This window comes from Pseudoalteromonas sp. TP27 (assembly GCF_056470645.1).
Genome location: NZ_JARDAK010000018.1, coordinates 1 through 24,206 on the forward strand (window position 1 = coordinate 1; position 24,206 = coordinate 24,206).

A 24,206-nucleotide genomic window follows, 5' to 3' on the forward strand; every position below is an offset into this window, starting at 1 on the left:
AGTAGGACATTACCAGGCTTCAAATTAAAGAAACCCGTTACAGCAATGTGACGGGTTTTTTGCTGTCTGGGATTTAGTAAATAGCCAAGACCCCATGCCGAACTCAGTAGTGAAACAAAACAGCTCGAAGGCGAGCCCCGGCCAAAGATAGTGTAGCATTTTCTATGTGAAAGTAGGACATTACCAGGCTTCAAATTGTAGAAAGCCCGGATCTAACGATTCGGGTTTTTTTACGTCTGAAGAAAAGTGAAATGCGTACAATTAATACACACTCGTCAACACCTAGCACGTAGGTCGAGCGAGCAAAGCGACTCCCGACGTTAAAATCACACCAAAATCACAACAAAACCCCTCAATATCTTTGCACGCCAATAAAGTAGCATTTGCTAAGTGACTCTCCACCGCTTTGTGCACCACGACATTCTACTGCGTAGCGCACCGACCTCATATTGTAGAGAGCCTGAATCTAACGATTCGGACTTTTTTACGTCTGCAGGAGAGTAATGTGTGAGTTATACCAACCCGCATAAATCTTTGATCAATTTAACGAATTAAATTGCACTATAACTTCGTTAAAAATTTTTTATTTAGAACAACTAGATACAAAAATTACTGCCTAGTTCTAGCGTAATTTTCTTAACGTTAAATAGACCCAATATATAAGCAGATTGGTATTATTATGATCTATTTAGTTATCAATTAAGCATTCTATTCAATTACATCTTTAATTGAGTAGAGATACCTCTAATAAAGTACTTAAGAAAGCTGTACTATTACAGGTGTTTTAAAATAACTATAACGAGAAAAATATGAAATTATTAACTGCAGTAACTCTAATACTTGCTTCATCGACAGCTTTTGCACGCCCTGCACCGCTAGTGTCTATTCCTACTCATGATACCTTTTTTAATAGTATTGCAGCACATTGCGGAAAAGCGTTTGAAGGTAAAGTAATGGTAGATAATGCGAAGGGGCCAAGTTCATTTGCAGATAAAAAACTGGTTATGCATGTACGTAAATGTACAGACAATGAGTTACAAGTACCGTTTCACGTAGGGGATGATGCATCACGTACCTGGATCATAACTAAAACAGGGAGTGGCTTGAGCTTAAAGCATGATCATCGCCATAAGGATGGTACTGATGATGCATCCACTATGTATGGTGGCCACACGCAGGATGCTGGCTTTGCACAAATGCAGTCGTTTCCTGCAGATCAATACTCTAAAGAGTTATTTGTTACACAAGGGATCGCTCAATCTGTAGGTAATACATGGCAAATGTATATTTACCCGGAAGTATTTACTTATCGATTAATTCGCCAAGGGCGTGAATTTAAGGTGGATTTTGATTTAACTAAACCAATTACTCCACCGATAGCGCCATGGGGTTATGAAAAATAAGTTTACTTTTCTTTTTTCTCGGGTACTTCACATTGCAGTAAAACATTTAATGGGGGTTGGTAAGCTCGTGGTTTAGTTGGAAAACGTTCGTATTCTTGTACGCCTTCTAGGACCTTTAACATAAAGGTTCTGCCACGACACAACCTATCTGCATGGCGCAGTAAAAACATACTTTGATTAGCGAAGTGTTTGTAATCGTCTGACTGTATTTCTATTTTATAGTTGTCTTCGCCAATTTTAGTTTGGTAGTAATGTACTTTATTATCAAAGTCGTATGATTTTTCTTTTTCGACAGTTTCGGCAAATACAGTGCCGATACTCGAAAGGGTCACCAATACGCTGCCAATAACTAAGCGTGGTGTATTTAATCCTTTCATAAAAATGTATCCTTTAATTTGCGAACTTAATACCCATTAACTACTCATATAAGTTCGATTTCTTTATCTTTAGTCTAACACCCAAAAAGGGATAATGTGATGTTCAAACAAATAAAGCAGCTTTTTGCTGTATTCGATGATCAGGAACCTAGTATAGAGCAGCATGATTTAAAAACAGCAGTTGCAGCATTGCTTATAGAGGTTATGCGTGCTGATACTAAGCTTGACCATCATGAACAACAAACCCTGACTGTAACCTTAAAAAAATACTTTAATTTAACAGATTCAGAAGTTGAAGAGCTAACCACTAACGCAGCAAGTAGTTTAGATGGCGCTATTGACTACTTTCAGTTTTCAAAACAAATTAATGAGCATTGTAGTGCAGTTCAGCGCATTGAAATAATAGAGCTACTATGGCGCTTGGCCTATGCTGATGGCGAAATAGATCCGCAAGAAGACTATGTAATACGTAAAGTAGCTGGGCTTTTATATGTAACGCATACAGACTTTATCGCCGCAAAAATAGCGGCGACAAAGTAATTAGTTATTTGGTAAGGCGTACTAAATTATTTTAATTTACTTGCAACGCTTACTAACTGATGAGCAAGGGCTGATACTTTTTCCGCTGTAACAGGTTCATTAATTTGGCCATTTTCATCAAGTAACGTGTGTACAGCGGGTATTGCAAGTTGATCTGCAAGTACTAACGACCCAATACCACTTAGTATATCGCGCACGTGATTTAAACCGCGTAACCCGCCAAGCCCGCCTGGGGATGCTGAAAATAAAGCGACTACTTTATTGCGAAAAGCTGGAACCGCACCTTGCTCTGTACGTGAGGCCCAATCAATAGCATTTTTAAGTGCAGCGGTAATGGAACCGTTGTACTCAGGACTTGCTAGTAAAATACCATCAGCTGCACGTAGTTTATCTTTTAAAAGTTGTACATCGCTTGGTGTACCTTGCGCTTCTATATCTTCGTTAAATAATGGAATATTCAATTCGTTTAGTTTTATTACTTCTACTTCAGCACCTGTTTGTAGAGCAAAACGCGCTGCTTCATTAATAATTTTTTGATTAAAGCTTTCTTGACGAAGACTTCCTGCTAGGGCGATAATTTTTGGTGCTGACATGTTAGAGACCTTTAAGTGTTTAAGTTTACAGCTCTAATGTAGCAAAATTTTGCTTGTAGAAAACCCCAATTAACGCAACACTTATGTGCGTAAATGCACATAAGTAAAAGGTAATTAGTATGGCGATTAAATTTGAAGATTGGCAAGACGTTAAAGTAGCGTTTGAAGTGGCGCGTTTAGGTACGTTAACGGCGGCCGCAGAAGAGCTTAATGTGCACCACAGCACAGTGCTTAGGCGAATTAATAATCTTGAAAAAAACTTAAATGCACGGCTTTTTCATCGTCACGCTCGTGGTTATAAAGTAACTGAAATAGGCACTAAATTATTTACAACAGCACAAACCATTCATAGTTCATTAGAGCAGTTACATAACGATATAGCAGCAGCCGACAGCACACTTAGAGGGAGTTTATTACTCACAACGGTAAGTGGCTTTATGGATGTGCTTGGTGATGTATGTGAGCAATTTCAGGCGCTACATCCACAGGTGCAGCTTGAGGTTATTTTAGAACAAAAAAGGTTAAGACTTGATCACGGACAAGCACATATTGCAGTGCGTGCAGGTCCAAGACCTGATGAGGGCGATTATATTGCTCAGCATTTGGCGCAGCTTTCGTCTGGCTTGTATGCTAATAAGCGTTACATCAATAAATATGGAATTCCTAAATCGTTAAGTGATTTACAACAACATAATTTTGTATCGGGTGTAGCGGGTTTTAATGTCCGCGTGCCTTATTTTGCGTGGGCTGATGAGCATATACCAGCATCGCAAATAAAGCTGCGAGTGTCTGAAACCGCAGAAGCGACTCGTGCAATAATTAAAGGGCTAGGCATTGGTGGATTACAGCATGACGTAGCGGCGCAATATTCTGATTTAGTACCTATATTACACAGTGAGTTAAGCTGGCCTACCGATGTATGGCTCGTCACGCATCACCTAGTACATCGCACTGCTAAAGTACAAGCTTTTGCAGGATTGTTGAAAGTACACTTTAGTAAGTTAGCTGCTAATCAATAGTTTTAGCAGCATTTTAGCTATTTTTTAAATGATTATAGTGTTTTTCTTACTTCTATCCCTAGGCGTTTAGCCAAGCGTACTAAGTTAGCTCTATCTAATTCAAGTACTCTTGCTGCTGCCGACCAGTTGTAGTTATGCTGCTTTAATTGCTCAGTAATTACGTTGTATTGCAACGATTCTACAGCTTGCTTTAAAGGTTGGTTGATTAAGGTGCTGGCTGTACCTTGCCTTTCTGCTAGAGATTTTGTTTGCGCACTTGGTGTTAAATCACAATGTTCGCTAGTAATCGTTATTATAGGATTTTGCCATTGGCTTTGCTTTGCCTTTAGGGCGCTGCGACTAATGACATGTTCAAGCTCGCGCACGTTACCTGGCCAGTTGTATTGATTAAGTAGTAATTGCGCTTCGGTACTTAGTTTTAATTGCTTTATCCCTAATTTGCGAGCAGTTTGCTCAATAAAATAACCAGCTAGGAGTGTTATGTCGTGCTCGCGTTTACTAAGTGGTGGCACAGTAATTGGGTAAACACTAAGGCGATGGTATAAATCGGCTCTAAAGCGGCCTTTAGCTACTTCTTCTTTTAAATCTCTATTGGTTGCGGCAACGACGCGCACATCCACGTATTTTGACGTGTCTTCGCCTACTGTTTGTATTTCGCCACTTTGCAGCACTCGTAATAGTTTGCTTTGCATGGCAAGAGGTAGCTCACCAATTTCATCTAAAAATAATGTACCGCCATCAGCTAATTGAAATTTACCTTGTCGCGCATTTTGTGCGCCAGTAAAGGCGCCTTTTGCATGACCAAAAAACTCACTTTCGGCAAGGTTCTCAGGAAGTGAAGCACAATTTAAGTGAATAAGCGGTTTATCTTTTCTAGCTGAACTTAAATGAATATTGCGTGCTACCAGCTCTTTCCCTACCCCTGTCTCTCCTAAAATAAGTACGCTAAAGTTAGATGCTGCAACGAGTTTAATTTCGTTTTTAAGTGTTTGCATTAGCGGACTTTGACCAATAATTTCGCCACCGTCCCGTGTTAACGCTTCACGATTTAGTTCTTGCACTAATGCACTTGAGTGCTGTGCATGCTGTTTGTAATGGGCAAGCTCTAAGGCCGTTTTAAAGTGCGCACTACACAGGGTTTGTAAGGTGTTGAGTGTATCAGTACTAATATTATTAAATGCATTAGCGTTTAGGCTATCAAATGTGAGTACGCCAAGTAGCGCGTTTTTATCATAAAGAGGTAAACCTAAACATGCATGTACCGGTATGTCGCCTGTTTTGGCTAATAGTAATCCGTCGTATGGATCGGGTAGTGGGCAGTCGTGCGCAAATTGTAGCGCGAGTGTACTTTTGCAAATAGCTTCTAGGCGGGGGTGCTCTACTATTTTAAATCGCCTGCCAAGACTGTCGGGCATTAACCCTTTAATTGCCAGTGGTTTTAATTGCTCGCCCTGAAGCACTAATAACGCACTTGCATCACTTGGAATAACCCGTTCAACCGTTGCTAATAATTGCTCAAAGCTATGCTCGTGTAATGTGCTTTGTGCGAGCTCTAAAGCGACTTGCGTGAGGTTGAATTGCTGATTCATGTCAAAATGACCCATACGTGTTTTTATGAATTGATTTATGGTAGGTCATAAAGACTCATATTGTAAAGTGATTTCACTTAAGTTATTGAACTAAATTGATTAAATTTGTTGGCACAATATATGTAATAGCTAAGTAACGTAGTTAGTTACAGAGATCGCCATGAACACACTAATGCTGAATAATTTAAACAATCAAATACAGTCTAGTTCACTATACGAAACAGTATTATTTGCTGCTAATACCGCATTGCTTGTGAGTTTAGTATGTATTTCGGCAAGTATTTTAATTAGTTACCCGTTTGCTGAATACTTTTCTATGGCGGTGCAAGTATCAGCTCATATTAGCACTATTGTTATTGCTGCTATTTTAAAAGTAAGTTATGTACTGCGCTGTATTGCACAACATGGTTTAGGGCAGGAAGTACGATAATGCGCCCTATAAACTTAACTGAGCCAATGCCAGCACGCGTTGCTATTCATCAAGTATCTCAATGGCCGTTATGGATGCTCGCTTTTAGACCTTTCTTTTTAGGCGGTGGCTTATTGGCATTTTTGTCAGTGGGGTATTGGCTACTTATTTTAACAGGCTATGCAAGTTGGCATTTATCAGTGCCGGCTACATTATGGCATGCACACGAAATGCTGTTTGGCTTTGCAGGGGTTGTTGCTGTTGGCTTTTTACTTACCGCAGCACAAACTTGGACTGGCGTACCGAGCATAAGTGGCAAAGCCCTTATGTGGCTTACGTTTATATGGCTTGCAGCGCGTTTAGCCTTTTTTGTGATATTGCCCGATATTACTCATTTTAATTTATATGCCGCACTTACATTACAAGTTATTTGGTGGCTAGGCGCCATAGCAGTGCTGGCGAATATGTTATTAAAAGCGAGTAGTAAAAGTAACTATCCATTTTTAGCTATTTTAGCTGTGCTATGTACGCTCAATGCACTGTATTTAATACTCGTTATAAAGCAAAACATGCAGCTTGCACTTGCTGTAGTTGATACTGCAGTGCTGGTAATTACTTTGCTAGTTGGCATTGTTGGGGGTCGTGTTTTACCATTTTTTACCGCTAAAGGTCTTGGTTTAAACAAGCAAGTACGTACTCCTAAAATAGATAAAGCGGTGATGTATTTATCTATTGTGGCTATCACTGTATTTTTTATTAATAAGTTATTTTTGAACATTATTAATCCTGCGTTAGTTATTGCAATTGTTGCTGTACTTCACTTAATTAGGGCTGGTTTTTGGTGGGATAGCAAGGTATTGAGAGTACCTTTGTTATGGTCTTTGCATTTTTCGTACCTTACGTTAGGTGTTGGTTTAATGATGGTTGCATTTAGCTTTTATAGTAGTGCAATACAGTTTAAAGATGCGCTGCACCTCATCACTATTGGCACAATAGGTATGATGATTTTAGCAATGATGACGCGTGTATCGCATGGTCATACAGGGCGTACACTTAGCATTCCTCATTACATGGCTGTTGCTTTTGCGTTTTTGTTTGTGGCCGCTATTACTCGTTCATTACTCCCTTTTATTATTGGGCCTCACCTTGCTTGGCAAATAAGTGCTTTGCTGTGGTTAGTGGCTTTTTTATTATTTTTAATTCACTGCACACCTATATTAACGCGGCGTCGTGTTGATGGGCGTCGTGGTTAGTTCATCCATAGGAAAAAACATATGTTATCTGATAAAACCATTGAGATTGTTAAAAGTACCGTTCCGTTATTAGCAGAGGCGGGTACGGTTGTTACCGATCATTTTTATAAGCGTTTATTTAGCCATAATCCTGAGCTTAAAAATATTTTTAATATGGCGAATCAAGATACAGGTCGTCAGCAATTTGCACTTTTTAATGCATTGGCTGCGTATGCACAAAATATTGATAATTTAGCCGTATTAAAAGAAGCACTGGCACGTATTAACCATAAACATACCAGCTTAAATATTTTACCTGAACATTACCCTATTGTAGGTGCGCATTTAATTGGTACGCTAAAAGAGCTTATTCCTGAGCAATTTACTCCTGATGTTGAGTACGCATGGCGCGAAGCTTACGGCGTACTTGCCGATATTTGTATTACCGAAGAAGCTGCTTTGTATGAGCACAGTAAAAATAAACACGGTGGTTGGGCGGGCACTCGCCAGTTTGAAATAACCAACAAGCAAGTTGAATCAGAATTAGTAACAAGCTTTACACTTACGCCAGTTGATGGCGAAGCTGTTATTACACATAAACCAGGGCAGTATTTAGGTATTAAAGTTAAGCCCGAGGGCGCTGAGTATGAAGAAATTCGCCAGTATTCTATTTCACAAAAAAGTAACGCTAAAAACTACCGTATTAGTGTTAAAAAAGAGCTACAGCCAAAGCCTGGCATGGTGTCTAATCATTTACACTCATTAGAGCAAGGCACTATTGTTGAGCTATACCCGCCGGCAGGGGATTTCTTTTTACGTAATAATACAAACCCAGCGGTACTAATTTCAGCAGGTGTTGGGCAAACACCAATGCTGGCTATGCTTGAAACGCTATTAAGTGATAATTCTAATCAAGAGGTTATGTATTTACATGCCTGCGAAAATACTCAGCAGCATTCGTTTTCAAAATATTTAAATGAGTTAAATGCAGTTTATAACCGCTTACAAACAATGACGTGGTTTAACCAAACGACAGAGGGCGCTGACTTTACTGGGTTAATGAACCTAAATGCAGTACAAGCACAGCTACCATTGAGTAATGGCGACTTTTACTTATGTGGTCCTGCCGGTTTTATGGCATTTATAAAAAACCAGTTACTTGAGCTAGGTGTTAAAAACGAGCAGATTCATTATGAAGTGTTTGGTCCGCATCAAGACTTGTAATAACGCTTTAAAATAGAAAAAGGCGTGCAGCGATATGCTGCGCGCCTTTTTTATAAACTTTAGAGTGCCTTATAATTCTTTACAGGTAACACCTTCAAGTACTGTAGTAAGCTCTTTTTTAGGATAGTAAAGTTCGCATTGGTTATTACGTACTTGCAAAATAAACTTTTCAGATTTTATATTATGCGCCCCCATAATTACTCTGCCATCAGGCCTTTTACTCATTGCATGATCAATTAGCAACTCACTGCGCTTAGTAAATACCGAATCGGCAAGCGTTACTAATGCGCCTCCCTTAGCGTGTTGAATTGCCTGTTGTAGTGTTGCAACAACGCTAGGGTTAACACTCGTTAATATAGCGGGTTTAGCTGGCTCACTATTTATACTGGTATCTTTTACACCTTGGCATCCGCCTAAAGCGAGTAATGTAGCTAATGGGAGTAATAATTTAGCCATTACCTTTCCTCACTCAGTGTTGGCCACGTTAAGTCCATATTACGCTGGGTAAATTGCTCAGGCATATTTAAAGGAATGAGAGATTCACGAGAGCTTGAAAAATTAGCTGGCTCTGTTTTTGCTACAGTAGTCGTTCTAATTGGACAACTGCCATTTTCGACATGAAATAATGCAGTGGCTAAAACAGCTTCGTTACTATCGCCTAATTGATGATCAAAGTCGTCCTCAATCTCACAGCCTTGCACATCGGCATCAAACTGTGGCGTAGAGGTTGGTGTAAAACCTGCAGCGTATTCACCAAATCCTTTACTATTTACACCACTAAATTGAATAGTGTAATAAGTTGTTGCGCAGTTATGAGTTGGGGTAAAGCCATACGGCTTACCGCAGGTTGTGTCGCCAATTAAAATAACTTCTGCGTCTATACCTTTTAAACCATTGATAAAAGCTTCTGATGCCGAACAGGTACCTGATGTGCTTAATACATAAACCTTCGATAGGTTCAAATCGGGTAGGCTTTCTCCAGTACTAAAAAAAGTAGAGTAATCTATTTCTTCATCAATAAATGGGAAAGGCGAATCAACGGGCTGTTTATCGTTTTGTTGGGTTTGATAATAAAAGCGGTTGTTCACGTTAGCATTACCGGCAACCATATAAGCCAATTGTGCCGATAGCGCTAATAAACCGCCGCCGTTATATCTAAAGTCTATTACAAGCTCATCAATACCATCGGTTTTAAACTTATTTACCGCAGCAATAAGGCCTTCTTGGGCAATACTTATATGGCTATTAAATTGCATGTAACCCACGCTTGAGCCATTTGCGGTTGTAATTGTTTTAACGTTTTGAACAGGTGTTTGCTCAATATTGCCAGCGGTTACATTAAATGTTTTCTCAGTTCCATCGTTACTGCGTACAACAATAGTATGTGAATCGCCGTTAGCTGGGCTAAATAAACCTTCGTTAAGTGTGTCTACACCCGACTCTGTATTGGTATTAATGCTAACGCCGTCAACTGAAAGTACGGTATCACCGCGCTGAAAGCCTTTATTGCTAGCTGGAGAATCATCTTCAAGATAAGCAACGCGTAAAATACGATCGGCTGTATCGCCAATAAACGCCCAATTTATACCGTAACCAGAAGTAACGCCCGATTGCGCTTCTTGAAAGTAATCCTCAGAAGGCTCTGAAAAATGAAAGTTATCTTTTTTTGCACCTGAGTCGGTAAGCTGCTCTGTTTTTAATTGAGCGAAGTAGTCGGCGACTGTAGCAAAGCTTTCAGGGTCGTTATCGGCAATTTCATCATACCAAAGATAGGTTTCATCGCTCCAAGAGCGAAGCCAAAGTTTTTCGTAAAGGGCGGAACCTACTTTATCTGGGTAAGGGTCGTTGTTGTTAAAGGGATCGTTACCTGTGCGGGGTGTTTCGCAAAAGTTTTTTAAATCGTTAGACTGCTCAAATACACCTGCAGTCCATGTTGAAGTGTTACTTATGGGTGTTGTAACCGGCGTGGTAACTACAGGAGCAGCGTCGATACCGCTACCGCCGCCACAACCTGTTAGAGCAAAGCCCGAAAGTGCTGCAAAAATGGCAAGCGAGGTTTTATTATTTTTAAACATAATTAAGGACTTTCTGTAAATAAGTTGTTTAAAATATTACAACACTCGCTCGTTTATTCAATATTTATAACTTTGATTTATGTAAATGAGTGTTAAAGCTTAGAGCTTGCTCGCACTACTTGTATCTGCGAATGCTTGCTTTTGCCATGCATTAAATAATTTTTGCTGTTTATCTGATATCTTTAAACCGTATGTTTTTTGCATGTAAGCGTAGGTGTCAGCTATACGTTTTCGTGCATAAACAGGCGGTTCTACTACACGTTGCTTAAAGTTTACTTTTACTTCGCAGCGGCCATATTGTGTTGCGTTTTCGCTAAGCATGCCAAAGCGATAATTAGAGCGATCGGCATTAATTTCGCCGATAGCCGGCGCCAAGTTATTTATATCAGCTTCCATTCTTCTAAATTTAGCACTTACTTTACGGCAGTTTTTACGCCCACCATCTTGCCAGCATTGTAGCTGGTGACCAAATTCCCAGGCTGGAACAATGTGTTCCCATTCAATACGTAGAGCTCGCACATTTACTTTGCCTGAGCGGGTAAGAGTGTTTCGAGGAATGTAACCACAGTTAGTCGGATCGGGGGTTAGTTTTTTACCTTCTTTTTTAATATCACAGCCGCAGTAAATGCTTTTAGCGTTATCAGGTAGGGTTTTAATTAGATGTCTTTTAGCGGTTGAAAAGCGGGTAAATTGTTCGGCTGATACCGAAACACACACACAGCAAGCCAACAAGGCCAGAATAAATCGAGTCATATCCATCACAAATGTGAACTACAGGAATGCCTAGTTTAAAGCCCTGAAGATAAAAGATAAAGTTAACTTAAGGCCTGCACTTATATTACTAGGAATATTACTAAAAAGTGTCTAATTAATTTTTTCTTCAAAGTTATTTTACTATTCATTTATTTCTTACTATTTATTGTATTTTAGCTACACAATATTATAAGTTAAGGAGTATGCTTAAAGCTTACTCAATATGGGGATTTGGATTGCAAATGAAATTTGTTGATTATTATTCAGTACTTGGGATATCGCCTGATGCAGATGATAAAGCGGTTAAAGTAGCTTATAAAAAGTTAGCCAGAAAATATCACCCAGATGTAAGCAAAGAGCCTCAAGCAGAAGATAAATTTAAAGAAATAGCAGAAGCTTACGAAGTCATCCATAACAAAGAAGAACGTAAAAAATACGACGAGCTACGTCGCCATCAACAAAATCGTGCTCGTCAGCAGCAAACAAATTATCGCGGTAGCGCTGGTTCTTCACAAGGTAATTATCAGCAAAGTGATCCGCAAACTGATGAGGAATTTTCTGACTTCATTAATTCAATGTTTGGCGGAGGCGGTGGGTTTGATCGTTCAGGGCAAAGCAGAAGTAACGCTGCTCGCGCGCAAAAAGGACAAGATGTGGAAATAGAGTTCCCAATTTTTCTTGAAGAAACTTTAGTTGATACCGTTAAGCCTGTTGAGTTTATGTTACCGCAGCGAGATAGTAGTGGTCGTGTCTCTGAAATTAAAAAATCACTTAAAGTGAAAATTCCAGCAGGTTCAGTAAATGGCGAGCGAATTCGACTAAAAGGGCAAGGTGGATTAGGGTCTGCGAATGGACAAAATGGCGATTTGTACTTACAAATTAGTTTAGTGCCTCACCCACTATTTGATGTTGAAGGTCATAATTTAAATATAGTCGTCCCTCTTGCAGCATGGGAAGCGGCTCTTGGCACAAAAATAAATTTGCCGACATTAACAGGAAAAATTCAACTAACGATTCCGCCTAATAGCCAGTCTGGTCAACGTTTGCGTATTAAAGGTAAGGGATTAATTAGTAAAAAAGCCAAAGGTGACTTATTTGCTGTACTTAAAATTGTTAATCCAACATCTATTAATGAAACCAGTAAAAAGCTTTGGGAAGAATTAGCCGAAAAAGCTCACTTTGATCCCCGCAGCGACTGGAGTAAACCATAATGCAAATTATTGTGACACAAAAAGAAGATTTACTTACCAGTACAGAGCTATGTTTGAGTAGTGATATTAACGAAGCAATTTTATATGAGCTAGTTGAACATAGTATTGCTGTGCCTATTGAAGGAGAGCATGTTGCAGAATGGAAATTTACGGTATCTGCAGTAACCTTAGTCAAAAAAGCGGCCCGTATTCAGCATGACTTTTCGTTAGATTGGTCGGCAATAGCGTTAATTTTACAATTGCTGAATGAGCGTGATGAGTTGATTTTAGAAAACGAAATGTTAAAACGACATTTGAGTCGATTTAACCACTTGGAATAAAATTATTCTAATATCAGTGTTTAGCGATTGCACACTCTTTAATGAGAGTGCGCTAGCTCCTAAAAATTAATATGACTATTTTGATTTGTTCTTACTTTTAATTGAGATTAATCGCTTTAGTCGTATATTTTTTATAAGTAGTAATATCCCGCTTAGGCAAAAAAGTACACTGGTTGCTGCAAAACTAATAAGCAGTGGATTATTAAAATCCTCTCGCTCATCGTAATCCATAATATGTAACATCCAAAAAAAGTCGAATATTCGCCATAGTGTGCTGCGAATAGTCACTACTTTGCCGTTACTTTCAGCTAAGTAAAGTGTTGTACTCAACATGTCGTCAAATTGTACCTGCCAAACATTGGTTTTATATCCTACTTCTCTGGTGCCCTTTTTTAGTAGGGTTGTACTTATTACTTGAGCGTCAATAAGTAAGTGTGCTTTAGCATTAGCAGTAATTTGTATTTTTGTAGGTGGCTCAAAAGGCCTTCCTGTAAGGGCATTAAAGCTTTGCTGCTCGGCATTACTAATAACGGTAATAAGTGGTGTAGTTAAAAAGCCTTCAAATAATATTTGTGTTGGGTTAGCGACTTGCGACGTAATATTATCAAGTGATGTTGGGTAGTCGGCTTGTGTAAATGATTTACTAAGGACTTTTGTTGCTAAATGTTTGCCGTGTACTTTATCAAGTGGAATTGCGCTCATAACTAAGCCACCTAGCAACCATGCTAAAATTTGTAGTGCTAATAAATAACCTAACCATTTATGAAACTTGCGCGCATGTTTAAATATTTTTTTATTCATGTTTTAGTCTTATTATTTTTAGAGGTTAGTTTATTACATTAATGGGATTAGTTACTGCGACATTTTGTCGCAGTTTAAACTATAGCTTACTGTAATCATTTAAAAATAAAAAAGATTACAGTTAAATTCCTAACATGACTTATTTGTCTAATTGAGCTGGATGTTTGATATCCAGCTAGCTTTAAATGCTAAAAAATACTTAAAAGCTGCGAAATATCCATATAAAGTGGTTAATAGGGCATAGTTGATTTGGTATAACGGTAAAACTGCGTTAAAGTTTGCAATGAAATTATTAGAGGATAAATACGAAACGATGTCGGAAATTCAATTTTTAAATGTAGATCTTGAGCTTGAATCAAAGCAAGATATTAGTTTGCTAGTGGCAGATTTGAAGAAAGTCGCTACGATTTTACATTATGACAAAGACGAATACCGTCAATTAGCGCGTATTGAAGCTACAGGTGAAGTTAGCACGCCTGATAAAGCAATAAACCATATATGTGAGCTTATTGAATCGTGTTCGCGTAACGCGCTAAAGCAATGGTTAGGTTGTTCACGTAGAACGTTTGATATTGGTTTTGAATCAGGCACATCTCCTAAGTGCTTTAACCAAGCATTAGATGCAGATACATTATTACGTATATCTGCGATTGGTGCGGGTATGGAAATTACAATTTACCCAATCGAAAAGTAACTATAAGTAACTATCTTCGCTCTACGACTGCTGCGGTCATTTTTGATACGCAGCACAGCTCATTGCGGCTATTTGTAATTTTTATTTCCCATACTGAACTACGTTTGCCAATATGAAATGCTCTTGCCGTGGCAGTTAAAGTACCATTGCGAGATGCTTTTAAATGGCTTGCGCTAATTTCCTGCCCTACACAGTAAAATTTTGTGAAATCGACAACAAAGTTAGCGGCATAACTCGCTACTGTTTCGGCAAGTACAACATTAGCACCACCGTGAACCATTCCCATTGGGTTATGATGCTCAGGTATGGCAGGCATAGTTGCAACTAAGTAATCATCACCAATTTCTGTGATTTCTATCCCCATAGTTTTCATCAGCGTACCTTGACCATTTATACCTTCATCTAGCTGTTTGCAAAACTCTAAAGTAATAGGTTGATACCAAATACTCATAACGACTCCTTTGCCTTTTTAATCATTTATAAACTTAGCTTTAGTTATATCCCTAAAATGTACACAAGTGAAATTACTTTGGCTATTTTAAGACATAATTTAAATTTGCGATTTTTATTTAACTGTATATACTCACAGTTAAATGTACTGTATGGAAAACCAGTTGTATGCGACCATTAACGAACCGCCAAGCTCAAATACTCGAACTAATTAAAGTTTTTATTAAAGACACTGGTATGCCTCCTACACGTGCTGAAATAGCGCAAACACTAGGTTTTAAAAGTGCCAATGCTGCTGAAGAACATTTAAAAGCACTTGCTAAAAAAGGCGCAATTAAAATGAAACCAGGTGCAAGCCGTGGTATTCAATTAATTGAAGAAGAAGAGCCTGAACAATTAGGTTTACCACTTATAGGGCGTGTTGCTGCGGGTTCACCTATTTTGGCGCAAGAGCACGTTGAAAGTCATTGTAAAATCGATCCATTAATGTTTAAACCAGCCGCCGATTTTTTACTACGCGTTAATGGTATGAGCATGAAGGATATTGGTATTATGGATGGTGATTTACTTGCTGTACATCGTACTCAAACCGCTGAAAACGGGCAAGTTGTTGTTGCCCGCGTAGATGAAGACGTAACTGTAAAACGTCTTGAGAAAGCGGGTCGTAAAGTATTACTTCATGCTGAAAACGACGATTTTGAATCTATTGAAGTAGACCTTGAAAATGAGTCTTTTAACATTGAAGGCCTAGCTGTTGGCGTAATAAGAAACGCCGATTGGATGTAGATTTTAGATTGCTTTAAGCAATCAATTTATTCATGCGCACTTTTTAGTGCGCATTTTTGTTTTAAAATTCGTACTAAAATATATCTTAAACAGCTAACTAATTATTTAAGCTGTAAACTTTTTTTCACTCATGCTTTTCTCCTTCCTCATGTGTTACACCCCTTTGTTTTGCTCGCTTTTTGAATATTAAATAGTCGATATGCTTGCAGATACTTGACTAATTTTTAAATATTACTCGGTTGTTTTTTATACTAAAGCTTGCTTGTTGCTCATTTTTTAGCTAATCATTAGTGTGCTGAACTAACAATAACTCACAGCTTTCAGTTTTGAGAACACACAATATACAAACTCTTTGTTGGGACAGTGATACCAATCAAAAAAACAGGATTGGTTAAATAATAAAAATAACGAATTGGCGTTTAAGCCGTATGCCTCTTCGCTTTGCACTCGCAATAGCATCAAAGGAGCCGTCACATGGGTAAACTGACCTCTACCTTGTGGCTTGTATTGATTGCTTTTCCGCAGCATGTTTTGGCTAACAGCCAGTACAATATGCGCAAAGGCGTAACCGATATAAGCAATAATGTATATCAGCTGCACATGACCATATTTATAATATGTTGTGTGATTGGGGTGATAGTGTTCGCAATTATGTTTTGGGCACTGATTCATCACCGTAAATCTAAAGGGGCTGTACCTGCCCAATTTCACGAAAGCACTAAAGTAGAAATACTTTGGACAGCTATTCCATTCGTTATTTTAATTGCTATGGCAGTACCAGCCACTAAAACCCTAATTGCAATGGAAGATGCCAGCAAAGCTGATCTCACTATTAAAATTACAGGCTCGCAATGGAAATGGCACTATGAATATATGGGCGAAGACGTCGCATTTTATTCTATTTTATCCACCCCTCAAGACGAAATAGCGAATCTTGCAGATAAAAATCCTAATTATTTACTTGAAGTAGATAAACCGCTTGTACTGCCAATAAACCAAAAAGTACGTTTTTTAATGACCTCTGATGATGTTATTCACTCATGGTGGGTACCTGATTTTGCTGTGAAAAAAGACGCTAACCCGGGATTTATAAACGAAACATGGACCAATATTAATGAAGAAGGTATTTACCGAGGTCAATGTGCTGAGCTTTGCGGTAAAGACCATGGCTTTATGCCCGTAGTGGTTGAAGCTAAATCTGAAGCTGACTTTAAAGTATGGCTAGCCGATGCAAAGCAAGCAAAACAAAAAGCAGCACTGGCCGACGCTGCTCTGCTTGATCAAACGTTACCTAAAGAAGAGTTAATGACTTTAGGCGAGCAAGTGTATATGGCCAGTTGCGCGGCGTGTCATCAACCTACAGGTATGGGGTTACCGGGTGTATTTCCTGCACTTAAAGGAAGCCCGATAGTGCTTGGCGATATAAAAGATCACATTGATGTAGTTATTCATGGGCGACCCGGTACGGCAATGCAAGCATTTGCTAAGCAGTTATCTATAAAGCAATTAGCAGCTGTTATTACTTATAAACGTAATGCATGGGGTAACGATACGGGTGATGTTATTCAGCCGAGTCAAATACAGGCAGCAATTGATGCCAAAGTGGAGGCGAACTAATGAGTAGCATAGTAGAACAACCTAACGCCAATGAAGCTCACCATGCTCATCATCCTGTAAAAGGTTTTAAACGCTGGCTTTATACAACTAACCATAAAGATATTGGTAGTTTATATTTAATTTTTTCGCTGACCATGTTTTTAATTGGCGGCGGAATGGCCATGGTGATCAGGGCTGAATTATTTCAACCTGGTTTACAGCTGGTCGATCCTCACTTTTTTAATCAAATGACCACAGTACACGGTTTAATTATGGTGTTTGGTGCGGTTATGCCGGCCTTTACAGGCCTTGCTAATTGGATGATACCACTAATGATTGGCGCACCAGATATGGCATTACCAAGAATGAATAACTGGAGCTTTTGGATTTTACCGTTTGCATTTTTAATCTTACTTGCATCGTTATTTATGCCCGGTGGAGGACCTGCATTTGGTTGGACTTTTTATGCTCCTCTCTCTACAACTTATAGTAACGATAACACTGCAATGTTTGTATTTGCCGTACATATTATGGGAATTAGCTCAATTATGGGTGCAATTAATGTGATTGTAACCATAGTGAATTTACGTGCACCCGGTATGTCGTGGATGAAGTTACCGCTATTTGTGTGGACATGGTTAATTACCGCTTTTTTATTAATAGCAGTAATGCCAGTGCTTGCGGGAGCGGTAACTATGGTGCTTACCGATAAGTACTTTGCGACCAGTTTTTTTGATGCTGCAGGTGGCGGCGACCCAGTGATGTTCCAACACATTTTTTGGTTTTTTGGTCACCCAGAAGTATACATAATGATTCTTCCTGCCTTTGGCATTATATCGACCATAGTGCCCACTTTTTCTCGTAAAAGACTTTTTGGTTATGCCTCAATGGTGTACGCCACATCCTCCATAGCACTATTGAGCTTTATTGTTTGGGCGCATCATATGTTTACTACAGGCATGCCGGTTGCAGGTGAGTTATTTTTTATGTACGCAACCATGCTTATATCGGTGCCCACAGGAGTAAAAGTATTTAACTGGGTTGCCACAATGTGGAAAGGCTCAATTACTTTTGAAGTGCCCATGCTTTTTAGTATTGCTTTTATAGTGCTGTTTACCTTGGGTGGCTTTTCGGGGTTGATGCTGGCAATTACACCTGCTGACTTTCAGTACCACGATACTTATTTTGTAGTGGCGCATTTTCATTATGTATTAGTAACAGGGGCTGTGTTTTCGATAATGGCAGGTGCTTATTATTGGCTACCCAAATGGACAGGCAACATGTTTAATATCACGCTAGCTAAATGGCATTTTTGGCTATCGCTGGTGAGCGTTAACGTTCTGTTTTTCCCTATGCATTTTGTAGGACTTGCTGGTATGCCACGTCGAATTCCCGATTATGCACTGCAATTTGCCGACTTTAACGCAATTATAAGTATAGGCGGTTTTGCCTTTGGTTTATCGCAACTACTGTTTGTGGCTGTAGTAATTAAATGTGCACGCGGTGGCGATAAAGTGCCTGCAAAAGTATGGGATGGGGCTGAAGGGCTTGAGTGGGAAGTTGACTCTCCTGCGCCTTATCATACCTTCTCTATACCGCCGGTAATCAAGTAATGACACACGCACCGTTACTTAAACGCTTGGTTCTTATTTGTATAGGTATGTTTGCCTTTGCGTTTGCCTTAGTGCCCTTGTACGACGTGTTTTGCGATGTAACAGGGCTTAATGGTAAACCGTCACTTGAGCAAGCAGAGCGAAGTACGCAAATAGTGCAAGATCGCGAAATAGGCGTGAGTTTTACAACTCATGCGCAAGCTGGTGCGCCGTTTGTTGTTAAATCAAAAGAGTACAGCGTTACTGTTAAACCCGGTGCCATGCGTGAGGTAATGTTTAGTGCTAAAAATAGCAGTGACCTCGACAAAGTAATGCAAGCGGTGCCGTCTGTATCTCCAGGTAAAGCGGCTAAGTATTTACATAAAATTGCCTGTTTTTGTTTTGATCAACAACCTCTAAAAGCAGGAGAAGAGCTTGAATTTAAATTACTGTTTTATGTTGATACCGCATTACCAAGCGATATTGAAGAGTTGACGCTGTCGTACACCGTATTTGATATTAGTGAGCAGCTAGTTGCGAGTAATAACTAGCCTGCATGTCTAGTGTAAAACTAGGAGTAAGTAACATGAATCAAAAATATGAAAACTATTACGTACCAGAGCAAAGTCCTTGGCCTATTGTAGGGGCTATAGCATTATTTTTTATTGCTGTAGGCGCTGCATTAACTGTTATGAACATAGGAAAAGAAGGCGGCAGTGGCGTTTATTTACTGTACGTTGGCATAGCTGTACTTTTGTATATGCTTTATAGCTGGTTTAAAAATGTTATCAGCGAGTCTGCTCAAGGGTTGTACTCAGCACAAATGGATCGATCATTTAGGCAAGGGATGAGCTGGTTTATTTTTTCTGAAGTGATGTTTTTTATGGCCTTTTTTGGTGCATTATTTTATGCGCGAGTCCTATCGGTCCCATGGTTAGGTGGCGCGGGTAATAATGCAATGACCAACGAAGTACTTTGGCCTACGTTTGAAGCTGTTTGGCCTCTCGTATCTACTCCTAGCGGTGATACAACCCAAGCTATGGGTTGGCAAGGTCTGCCGCTTATAAATACCTTAATACTGCTTACCTCCTCAGTTACCTTACATTTTGCTCATGTAGCAATGGAAAACAATAAGCGCACGCCACTTAAAGTGTTTTTGGGCGCCACTATTTTATTAGGTGTTTGCTTTTTAGGGCTGCAAGTTGAGGAATACATACATGCATATAATGACCTCAACCTAACGCTTGATGCAGGTGTTTACGGTAATACGTTCTTTTTATTGACTGGTTTTCATGGCATGCATGTAATGCTAGGAACCGTACTTTTATTTGTAATATTTTTACGGATATTAAAAGGGCACTTTACTAAAGATAAGCATTTTGCTTTTCAAGCAGCTGCTTGGTATTGGCATTTTGTTGATGTTGTTTGGTTGTGTTTATTTATATTTGTATATGTGCTGTAGCGTTTATTGGCGAGCTATTCGCTGTAATAAAACCAAGTTTAAGCGCTGCAATAACAAAAATTAGAACAACGACCGAAAACAATACGCGACGACCTAAAAAGTGAGACATAGGTCGCCCCCCAGTTTTCCCTGACACCATAATAAACAATGCTCTAAATAAGTTAAAAAGTATAAATAGTAATAACAGTACGATAATAATTTTAATAATCACTGAGTTGAACCTTATGCAGTTAGTTTTATGGCACAAACAAAAGCTTAGCTCAATAATCACACTTTGTATGGTTGTGGTTGTTGTACTTGTGTGTGTGCGATTAGGATTTTGGCAGCTGGAGCGGGGTGAGCAAAAGCAGCAGCAACTAACCGCTATTGCTAAGCAACAGACTCGTGGTGTGATGAGCTGGTCTCAATTACTTAACCTGCCTGACAGCTGGAACAAAACAGGTGTATTGGTTGAGTTAAAAGGGCGGTTTGTACAAAACCAATATTGGCTTTTAGATAATCAAGTTTATAACGGACAAGTAGGTTACGACTTACTTGCTTTACTAAAGCCTGACAGCGAAGAAAAAGTGATTTTAGTTAATTTAGGATGGGTAAAAGCGCCTATAGCTAGAGATACACTGCCAAAGGTTACTCTGCCTACAGGTGTTTTTATTCTTAAAGCGCAAATAAAAGAAAATAACTTAAGTAGCTTTACGCTTGAAGATACAACGACAAATAACGACTTACCTACAAGAATCCAATCTATCGACTTGAATATGCTGAGCACTCAAAGCCAGCAATCATTAATTAATTTTATGGCTTATAGACAAGGTACTGGTGATGAGATTGCAACACCTCATTATGAGGCTGTTGTTATGAGCCCTCAAAAGCATAATGCCTACGCTGTGCAATGGTTTTTAATTGCTGTTGCATGTGCTGTTGTGGCTATTTTTGCGAGTAAAAAAAGGACATCTAATGAAAAATAATCCTCTTTTTTTGTTTGTGGGTTGCTGCGCTATCCCATTAGTTTTGGCATATGGCGCATTAAAGTTCGATTGGTTACCTACTGCAATTACTAACAATGGCGAGTTTTTAAGCCAAGAAATAAAATTTGAAAATTGGCCGCAAAATAATCCAAAACAATGGACTATCGCACTTAATTATTCAAACGAATGTAACACCCCATGCAGCGAACAGCTCAATGCACTTAATAACTTATATGTGGCACTCGGTAAAAACCAAGGAAAAGTGGATATGGCTGTAATGGGAAGCCCCGACAATAAAAATCTACCATGGAAAATTATTACCGAGCAACAGAGTTTAAATCCTGCAAGTTTGTATTTAATTGATCATATGGGGTTAGTGGTACTTGAATACCCCTTTAAAGTCGAGCCACAAGAAAATCGTTTAGTGCAAAAAGGGTTATTAAAAGATCTAAAAAAACTACTCAATTATTCTCGTTCTAGCTAATTGATCAGCTTATTTAAGTTGGAGTGTTTAATGTATAAAAATTATAAAAACTTAGTATTAATAACAGGATTGCTCGCTTTAATTGTTGTGGCCTTAGGCGCTTACACCCGCTTAAGTGACGCAGGTTTAGGATGCCCCGATTGGCCAGGCTGTTATGGCTTTTTAACGGTACCTAAACATGAGGCCGACATAGCCTTAGCAACCCAAAGTTACCCAGATATGATGTTCGAAACCGCAAAAGCGTGGAAAGAAATGATTCATCGCTATTTTGCAGGCGCCTTAGGGTTACTTATTTTAGGTTTGTTTGTATTGGCTTTTGTAAAACGTCAATACCTAACAACACCAGTTAAATTGCCTTTAGCTTTACTTCTGCTAGTGGTGTTTCAGGCAGCGCTTGGTATGTGGACTGTCACTATGAACCTGCAGCCGCTTATTGTAATGGGCCACTTATTGGGTGGCTTTAGTATTTTGTCACTTATAACGCTTTTATATTTGCGACTAACTGCCAAACCTATAATGGGTGGAGATAGCGGCGCAAAGCGTTATTTTGGTTTGAGTTTAATTGCGCTTAGTGTGTTGGTTATTCAAATAGCGCTTGGCGGTTGGCTTGCTGCAAATTACGCAGCTCCGCATTGTAGTGGTTTACCATTGTGTGATTATGCACAACCGTTTTCATTAAGTAGCGTGTTTCAATTACCGCTTGAGCACAGTAATTATGAGTATGGTGTGTTATCGCAGCAAGCACGCATGTCTATTCATTTATTACATCGTATTTGGGCACTGGTTACTTGCATTGTTCTGGCATTAATTATGTGGAAAATATACAGCCAAGCTTACTCTCAAAAAATTAAAAACTGCGTTGTGAGCGTATTACTAGTCTTACTTTGCCAAATTAGCTTAGGCCTTATTTTAGTACATTGGCATATTCCGTTGGGAGTTGCACTGGCACATAACTTGATGGCAGCCATACTGTTATTAAGCATGGTTAGGTTGTGTTATTACCTAAAATCACGCACATAAAGGGGAAATATGATGGCACTTATAATTGATAAAAAAATACTGCTACCCGTTAATACTCAATCGCTAATTTCGCGTACTCATAGTTTGCTGCAAGACTACTTAGCAATTAGTAAATTTAAAGTGGTAGCCATGCTGGTGCTAACAGCTTGGGTTGGTTTAGCGCTGGCTCCCGATGTAGGGCGCGGTATGGTCGTACAGTTTATTAGCTTGTTAGGTATAGGGCTACTTTCTGCTGCTGCAGCGGTTATTAATCATGTGGTTGATAGCGAGATAGACTCAAAAATGGCACGAACTCGTCATCGCCCTGTAGCTAAAGGGCGTTTAAGTAAAACACATGCGCTTAGTTTTGCAGCTGTTATTGGGGTTGCGGGTTTTATTATGCTGATGGTGTGGGCTAATACCTTAACCGCTATATTAACGTTATTTGCACTGGTAGGTTATGCATTTGTTTATACATCATTTTTAAAGCGTGCAACGCCGCAAAATATTGTTATAGGTGGGTTGGCTGGCGCAATGCCTCCATTATTAGGTTGGGTGTCAGAAACAAACCAAATGGCAGCAGCCCCTTGGTTACTCGTAATGATAATATTTACCTGGACCCCACCACACTTTTGGGCGCTGGCTATAGCACGAAAAAGTGATTATGAACGCGCTAAAATCCCTATGTTACCAGTAACCCATGGTATCGATTTTTGTAAAACGTGCGTTGTTGCTTATTCTGTTTTACTCGCTGTTGTTTGTGTATTGCCTTATTTAATTGGTATGTCTGGATTAATATATTTAATAGGTGCGTGTGTATTAAATGCAGTATTTATATATAAGGCGGTTAAATTAAAAATTGCTGGAGATGATGAGACTGCAATGGACTTATTTCGTTTTTCGATTATTCATTTAATGGTACTCTTTGTAATCTTATTTATAGATAAATGGCTCACTTTATGAAGCAGTTATGGCTTGGATTAATTGTTGTTTTAGTTTTGTTTTTATCAGCATGTTCAAATGAAAATAGCCCGCCAGATGTAGATGCATTGGTTTACGAAAATGCAAAACCACTGTCTGATTTTACGCTAAACGATCAGCGCGGCGAATTAGTGACTAAGCAACAATTTTTAGGACAGTGGAATTTAGTATTTTTAGGCTATACAAGCTGCCCTGATATTTGCCCGTTAACGTTGGCTAAGCTTAACGCCGTTTATAAAAACTTACAGGCAGATTATCCGTTGCAAGTTTGGTTTTTATCGGTTGACCCAAAACGCGATACACCAGCTAAACGAAAGCAATATATAGATTATTTTAACCCTGACTTTTTAGCTGTATCGGGAGAGCATAAACACCTTTTTCCAGTTGTTAGGGAGCTTGGTTTAATTTATGCGATTAGTGACTCTGAAGAATCAGAGTATGCGGTCGATCATAGTGCATCCGTTGCATTAGTTGATCAAAATGGAGCCGTAAGAGCTATTTTTAAACCTGAATTTAAACAAGGTAGTGTGCCATTAATTAATGCGACTACTTTAACTGAAGAGTTTAAAAAGATAGCCGATTACTATAAGAACTAGTCTTTTAGTTTTTACCAATTTTAAAGGAGCTTTAGGCTCCTTTTTTTATGGTCTT

General features: G+C 39.1%; 28 protein-coding genes. 19 read left to right on the forward strand and 9 right to left on the reverse strand.

All coding sequences use genetic code 11. From position 1 onward, the window contains the following. Nucleotides 1-809: 809 nt before the first annotated feature. The gene (locus PX700_RS17195) at nt 810-1,403 is read left to right on the forward strand and encodes a hypothetical protein (protein ID WP_479521397.1); all 594 of its coding nucleotides are present in this window, start codon (nt 810-812) and stop codon (nt 1,401-1,403) included. A gap of 2 nt (nt 1,404-1,405) precedes the next feature. Here the strand turns inward: PX700_RS17195 and PX700_RS17200 are convergent, their stop codons facing one another. Further along, entirely contained in the window at nt 1,406-1,780 is a 375-nt protein-coding gene (locus tag PX700_RS17200) for a hypothetical protein (RefSeq protein ID WP_479521398.1), read from the reverse strand. Between the two features lie 99 nt (nt 1,781-1,879). Here PX700_RS17200 and PX700_RS17205 point away from each other — a divergent pair, with 99 nt between their 5' ends. Next, nucleotides 1,880-2,320 (forward strand): tellurite resistance TerB family protein, encoded by a 441-nt coding sequence (locus PX700_RS17205; protein ID WP_166420568.1) that lies wholly within the window; start codon nt 1,880-1,882, stop codon nt 2,318-2,320. A 26-nt stretch (nt 2,321-2,346) separates the two neighbouring features. Here the strand turns inward: PX700_RS17205 and PX700_RS17210 are convergent, their stop codons facing one another. Then, complete coding sequence (locus PX700_RS17210; RefSeq protein WP_165741124.1) at nt 2,347-2,913, reverse strand: NADPH-dependent FMN reductase; 567 nt, start codon at nt 2,911-2,913, stop codon at nt 2,347-2,349. 119 nt (nt 2,914-3,032) lie between these two features. Here PX700_RS17210 and PX700_RS17215 point away from each other — a divergent pair, with 119 nt between their 5' ends. After that, a complete protein-coding gene (locus PX700_RS17215) occupies nt 3,033-3,932 on the forward strand; it encodes a LysR family transcriptional regulator (protein WP_479521399.1) in 900 nt (299 codons plus the stop codon). Nucleotides 3,933-3,964: 32 nt separating this feature from the next. Here the strand turns inward: PX700_RS17215 and norR are convergent, their stop codons facing one another. Next, nucleotides 3,965-5,521, reverse strand: coding sequence for a nitric oxide reductase transcriptional regulator NorR (gene norR, locus PX700_RS17220; RefSeq protein WP_479521400.1), 1,557 nt, complete (start codon nt 5,519-5,521; stop codon nt 3,965-3,967). Nucleotides 5,522-5,681: 160 nt separating this feature from the next. Between norR and PX700_RS17225 the strand changes: the two genes are divergently transcribed. Genes PX700_RS17225 through hmpA form a run of 3 tightly spaced genes read left to right on the forward strand, consistent with a single transcriptional unit; the run spans nt 5,682 to nt 8,386 of the window. Continuing rightward, entirely contained in the window at nt 5,682-5,951 is a 270-nt protein-coding gene (locus tag PX700_RS17225) for a hypothetical protein (protein WP_415638546.1), read from the forward strand. Continuing rightward, the gene (locus PX700_RS17230) at nt 5,951-7,183 is read left to right on the forward strand and encodes an NnrS family protein (protein WP_479521401.1); all 1,233 of its coding nucleotides are present in this window, start codon (nt 5,951-5,953) and stop codon (nt 7,181-7,183) included. The genes PX700_RS17225 and PX700_RS17230 overlap by 1 nt, the downstream gene beginning before the upstream one ends. Nucleotides 7,184-7,204: 21 nt before the next feature. After that, nucleotides 7,205-8,386, forward strand: coding sequence for an NO-inducible flavohemoprotein (gene hmpA, locus PX700_RS17235; protein WP_479521402.1), 1,182 nt, complete (start codon nt 7,205-7,207; stop codon nt 8,384-8,386). A gap of 69 nt (nt 8,387-8,455) precedes the next feature. Here hmpA and PX700_RS17240 read toward each other — a convergent pair whose 3' ends face one another. The 3 genes from PX700_RS17240 to PX700_RS17250 all read right to left on the reverse strand — a co-directional run bounded on the left by PX700_RS17240 (nt 8,456) and on the right by PX700_RS17250 (nt 11,214). Next, the gene (locus PX700_RS17240; RefSeq protein ID WP_479521403.1) at nt 8,456-8,842 is read right to left on the reverse strand and encodes a hypothetical protein; all 387 of its coding nucleotides are present in this window, start codon (nt 8,840-8,842) and stop codon (nt 8,456-8,458) included. Further along, nucleotides 8,842-10,461 carry a S41 family peptidase gene (locus PX700_RS17245; RefSeq protein WP_479521404.1) on the reverse strand — a complete coding sequence of 540 codons (1,620 nt, stop codon included), beginning with the start codon at nt 10,459-10,461 and terminating at the stop codon, nt 8,842-8,844. Before PX700_RS17245 ends, PX700_RS17240 begins: the two co-directional genes overlap by 1 nt. A 99-nt stretch (nt 10,462-10,560) precedes the next feature. Beyond that, on the reverse strand, nt 10,561-11,214 hold the full coding sequence (locus PX700_RS17250) for an endonuclease (protein WP_479521405.1): 654 nt from the start codon (nt 11,212-11,214) through the stop codon (nt 10,561-10,563). A 242-nt stretch (nt 11,215-11,456) separates the two neighbouring features. Between PX700_RS17250 and PX700_RS17255 the strand changes: the two genes are divergently transcribed. Both PX700_RS17255 and PX700_RS17260 read left to right on the forward strand, forming a co-directional pair. Further along, nucleotides 11,457-12,425: a DnaJ C-terminal domain-containing protein gene (locus PX700_RS17255; protein ID WP_479521406.1), complete on the forward strand. Its 969-nt coding sequence runs from the start codon at nt 11,457-11,459 to the stop codon at nt 12,423-12,425. After that, nucleotides 12,425-12,745 carry a chaperone modulator CbpM gene (locus PX700_RS17260; RefSeq protein ID WP_197180917.1) on the forward strand — a complete coding sequence of 107 codons (321 nt, stop codon included), beginning with the start codon at nt 12,425-12,427 and terminating at the stop codon, nt 12,743-12,745. The genes PX700_RS17255 and PX700_RS17260 overlap by 1 nt, the downstream gene beginning before the upstream one ends. A 75-nt stretch (nt 12,746-12,820) precedes the next feature. Here the strand turns inward: PX700_RS17260 and PX700_RS17265 are convergent, their stop codons facing one another. After that, nucleotides 12,821-13,546, reverse strand: coding sequence for a hypothetical protein (locus PX700_RS17265; protein ID WP_479521407.1), 726 nt, complete (start codon nt 13,544-13,546; stop codon nt 12,821-12,823). Nucleotides 13,547-13,859: 313 nt separating this feature from the next. Here PX700_RS17265 and PX700_RS17270 point away from each other — a divergent pair, with 313 nt between their 5' ends. Then, nucleotides 13,860-14,240, forward strand: coding sequence for a hypothetical protein (locus PX700_RS17270; RefSeq protein WP_197180941.1), 381 nt, complete (start codon nt 13,860-13,862; stop codon nt 14,238-14,240). Between the two features lie 10 nt (nt 14,241-14,250). Here PX700_RS17270 and PX700_RS17275 read toward each other — a convergent pair whose 3' ends face one another. Next, complete coding sequence (locus PX700_RS17275) at nt 14,251-14,691, reverse strand: PaaI family thioesterase (protein ID WP_024599638.1); 441 nt, start codon at nt 14,689-14,691, stop codon at nt 14,251-14,253. A 167-nt stretch (nt 14,692-14,858) separates the two neighbouring features. Here PX700_RS17275 and lexA point away from each other — a divergent pair, with 167 nt between their 5' ends. The 5 genes from lexA to PX700_RS17300 all read left to right on the forward strand — a co-directional run bounded on the left by lexA (nt 14,859) and on the right by PX700_RS17300 (nt 20,126). Further along, entirely contained in the window at nt 14,859-15,476 is a 618-nt protein-coding gene (gene lexA / locus PX700_RS17280; RefSeq protein WP_166420582.1) for a transcriptional repressor LexA, read from the forward strand. 474 nt (nt 15,477-15,950) lie between these two features. Next, nucleotides 15,951-17,093, forward strand: a complete 1,143-nt coding sequence (gene coxB / locus PX700_RS17285) for a cytochrome c oxidase subunit II (protein WP_479521408.1) — start codon at nt 15,951-15,953, stop codon at nt 17,091-17,093. Further along, nucleotides 17,093-18,685, forward strand: a complete 1,593-nt coding sequence (ctaD, locus tag PX700_RS17290; RefSeq protein ID WP_479521409.1) for a cytochrome c oxidase subunit I — start codon at nt 17,093-17,095, stop codon at nt 18,683-18,685. The genes coxB and ctaD overlap by 1 nt, the downstream gene beginning before the upstream one ends. Then, the gene (locus PX700_RS17295; protein ID WP_197180909.1) at nt 18,685-19,215 is read left to right on the forward strand and encodes a cytochrome c oxidase assembly protein; all 531 of its coding nucleotides are present in this window, start codon (nt 18,685-18,687) and stop codon (nt 19,213-19,215) included. Before ctaD ends, PX700_RS17295 begins: the two co-directional genes overlap by 1 nt. A gap of 35 nt (nt 19,216-19,250) precedes the next feature. Then, nucleotides 19,251-20,126 carry a cytochrome c oxidase subunit 3 gene (locus PX700_RS17300; RefSeq protein ID WP_479521410.1) on the forward strand — a complete coding sequence of 292 codons (876 nt, stop codon included), beginning with the start codon at nt 19,251-19,253 and terminating at the stop codon, nt 20,124-20,126. On the opposite strand, the gene PX700_RS17305 is transcribed toward PX700_RS17300, so the two are convergent. Beyond that, the gene (locus PX700_RS17305; protein ID WP_479521411.1) at nt 20,104-20,397 is read right to left on the reverse strand and encodes a DUF2909 domain-containing protein; all 294 of its coding nucleotides are present in this window, start codon (nt 20,395-20,397) and stop codon (nt 20,104-20,106) included. The genes PX700_RS17300 and PX700_RS17305 overlap by 23 nt on opposite strands. Between PX700_RS17305 and PX700_RS17310 the strand changes: the two genes are divergently transcribed. Genes PX700_RS17310 through PX700_RS17330 form a run of 5 tightly spaced genes read left to right on the forward strand, consistent with a single transcriptional unit; the run spans nt 20,351 to nt 24,151 of the window. Continuing rightward, entirely contained in the window at nt 20,351-21,091 is a 741-nt protein-coding gene (locus tag PX700_RS17310) for an SURF1 family protein (RefSeq protein ID WP_479521412.1), read from the forward strand. The two genes, PX700_RS17305 and PX700_RS17310, sit on opposite strands and share 47 nt — an antisense overlap. Further along, a complete protein-coding gene (locus PX700_RS17315; RefSeq protein WP_415638532.1) occupies nt 21,081-21,575 on the forward strand; it encodes a transmembrane cytochrome oxidase associated protein in 495 nt (164 codons plus the stop codon). The genes PX700_RS17310 and PX700_RS17315 overlap by 11 nt, the downstream gene beginning before the upstream one ends. Nucleotides 21,576-21,605: 30 nt before the next feature. Further along, nucleotides 21,606-22,595 carry a COX15/CtaA family protein gene (locus PX700_RS17320; protein ID WP_479521413.1) on the forward strand — a complete coding sequence of 330 codons (990 nt, stop codon included), beginning with the start codon at nt 21,606-21,608 and terminating at the stop codon, nt 22,593-22,595. A 12-nt stretch (nt 22,596-22,607) separates the two neighbouring features. Then, a complete protein-coding gene (gene cyoE / locus PX700_RS17325) occupies nt 22,608-23,537 on the forward strand; it encodes a heme o synthase (protein WP_479521442.1) in 930 nt (309 codons plus the stop codon). After that, nucleotides 23,534-24,151, forward strand: a complete 618-nt coding sequence (locus tag PX700_RS17330) for an SCO family protein (protein ID WP_479521414.1) — start codon at nt 23,534-23,536, stop codon at nt 24,149-24,151. The genes cyoE and PX700_RS17330 overlap by 4 nt, the downstream gene beginning before the upstream one ends. The last annotated feature ends 55 nt before the right edge of the window (nt 24,152-24,206 follow it).

What these genes read in the sequence shown, in the direction of transcription:
- PX700_RS17195 (WP_479521397.1), top strand. Translation starts at nt 810, where the DNA reads ATGAAATTATTAACTGCAGTAACTCTAATACTTGCTTCATCGACAGCT.
- PX700_RS17200 (WP_479521398.1), bottom strand. Translation starts at nt 1,780, where the DNA reads ATGAAAGGATTAAATACACCACGCTTAGTTATTGGCAGCGTATTGGTG.
- PX700_RS17205 (WP_166420568.1), top strand. Translation starts at nt 1,880, where the DNA reads ATGTTCAAACAAATAAAGCAGCTTTTTGCTGTATTCGATGATCAGGAA.
- PX700_RS17210 (WP_165741124.1), bottom strand. Translation starts at nt 2,913, where the DNA reads ATGTCAGCACCAAAAATTATCGCCCTAGCAGGAAGTCTTCGTCAAGAA.
- PX700_RS17215 (WP_479521399.1), top strand. Translation starts at nt 3,033, where the DNA reads ATGGCGATTAAATTTGAAGATTGGCAAGACGTTAAAGTAGCGTTTGAA.
- norR (WP_479521400.1), bottom strand. Translation starts at nt 5,521, where the DNA reads ATGAATCAGCAATTCAACCTCACGCAAGTCGCTTTAGAGCTCGCACAA.
- PX700_RS17225 (WP_415638546.1), top strand. Translation starts at nt 5,682, where the DNA reads ATGAACACACTAATGCTGAATAATTTAAACAATCAAATACAGTCTAGT.
- PX700_RS17230 (WP_479521401.1), top strand. Translation starts at nt 5,951, where the DNA reads ATGCGCCCTATAAACTTAACTGAGCCAATGCCAGCACGCGTTGCTATT.
- hmpA (WP_479521402.1), top strand. Translation starts at nt 7,205, where the DNA reads ATGTTATCTGATAAAACCATTGAGATTGTTAAAAGTACCGTTCCGTTA.
- PX700_RS17240 (WP_479521403.1), bottom strand. Translation starts at nt 8,842, where the DNA reads ATGGCTAAATTATTACTCCCATTAGCTACATTACTCGCTTTAGGCGGA.
- PX700_RS17245 (WP_479521404.1), bottom strand. Translation starts at nt 10,461, where the DNA reads ATGTTTAAAAATAATAAAACCTCGCTTGCCATTTTTGCAGCACTTTCG.
- PX700_RS17250 (WP_479521405.1), bottom strand. Translation starts at nt 11,214, where the DNA reads ATGACTCGATTTATTCTGGCCTTGTTGGCTTGCTGTGTGTGTGTTTCG.
- PX700_RS17255 (WP_479521406.1), top strand. Translation starts at nt 11,457, where the DNA reads ATGAAATTTGTTGATTATTATTCAGTACTTGGGATATCGCCTGATGCA.
- PX700_RS17260 (WP_197180917.1), top strand. Translation starts at nt 12,425, where the DNA reads ATGCAAATTATTGTGACACAAAAAGAAGATTTACTTACCAGTACAGAG.
- PX700_RS17265 (WP_479521407.1), bottom strand. Translation starts at nt 13,546, where the DNA reads ATGAATAAAAAAATATTTAAACATGCGCGCAAGTTTCATAAATGGTTA.
- PX700_RS17270 (WP_197180941.1), top strand. Translation starts at nt 13,860, where the DNA reads ATGTCGGAAATTCAATTTTTAAATGTAGATCTTGAGCTTGAATCAAAG.
- PX700_RS17275 (WP_024599638.1), bottom strand. Translation starts at nt 14,691, where the DNA reads ATGAGTATTTGGTATCAACCTATTACTTTAGAGTTTTGCAAACAGCTA.
- lexA (WP_166420582.1), top strand. Translation starts at nt 14,859, where the DNA reads ATGCGACCATTAACGAACCGCCAAGCTCAAATACTCGAACTAATTAAA.
- coxB (WP_479521408.1), top strand. Translation starts at nt 15,951, where the DNA reads ATGGGTAAACTGACCTCTACCTTGTGGCTTGTATTGATTGCTTTTCCG.
- ctaD (WP_479521409.1), top strand. Translation starts at nt 17,093, where the DNA reads ATGAGTAGCATAGTAGAACAACCTAACGCCAATGAAGCTCACCATGCT.
- PX700_RS17295 (WP_197180909.1), top strand. Translation starts at nt 18,685, where the DNA reads ATGACACACGCACCGTTACTTAAACGCTTGGTTCTTATTTGTATAGGT.
- PX700_RS17300 (WP_479521410.1), top strand. Translation starts at nt 19,251, where the DNA reads ATGAATCAAAAATATGAAAACTATTACGTACCAGAGCAAAGTCCTTGG.
- PX700_RS17310 (WP_479521412.1), top strand. Translation starts at nt 20,351, where the DNA reads ATGCAGTTAGTTTTATGGCACAAACAAAAGCTTAGCTCAATAATCACA.
- PX700_RS17315 (WP_415638532.1), top strand. Translation starts at nt 21,081, where the DNA reads ATGAAAAATAATCCTCTTTTTTTGTTTGTGGGTTGCTGCGCTATCCCA.
- PX700_RS17320 (WP_479521413.1), top strand. Translation starts at nt 21,606, where the DNA reads ATGTATAAAAATTATAAAAACTTAGTATTAATAACAGGATTGCTCGCT.
- cyoE (WP_479521442.1), top strand. Translation starts at nt 22,608, where the DNA reads ATGGCACTTATAATTGATAAAAAAATACTGCTACCCGTTAATACTCAA.
- PX700_RS17330 (WP_479521414.1), top strand. Translation starts at nt 23,534, where the DNA reads ATGAAGCAGTTATGGCTTGGATTAATTGTTGTTTTAGTTTTGTTTTTA.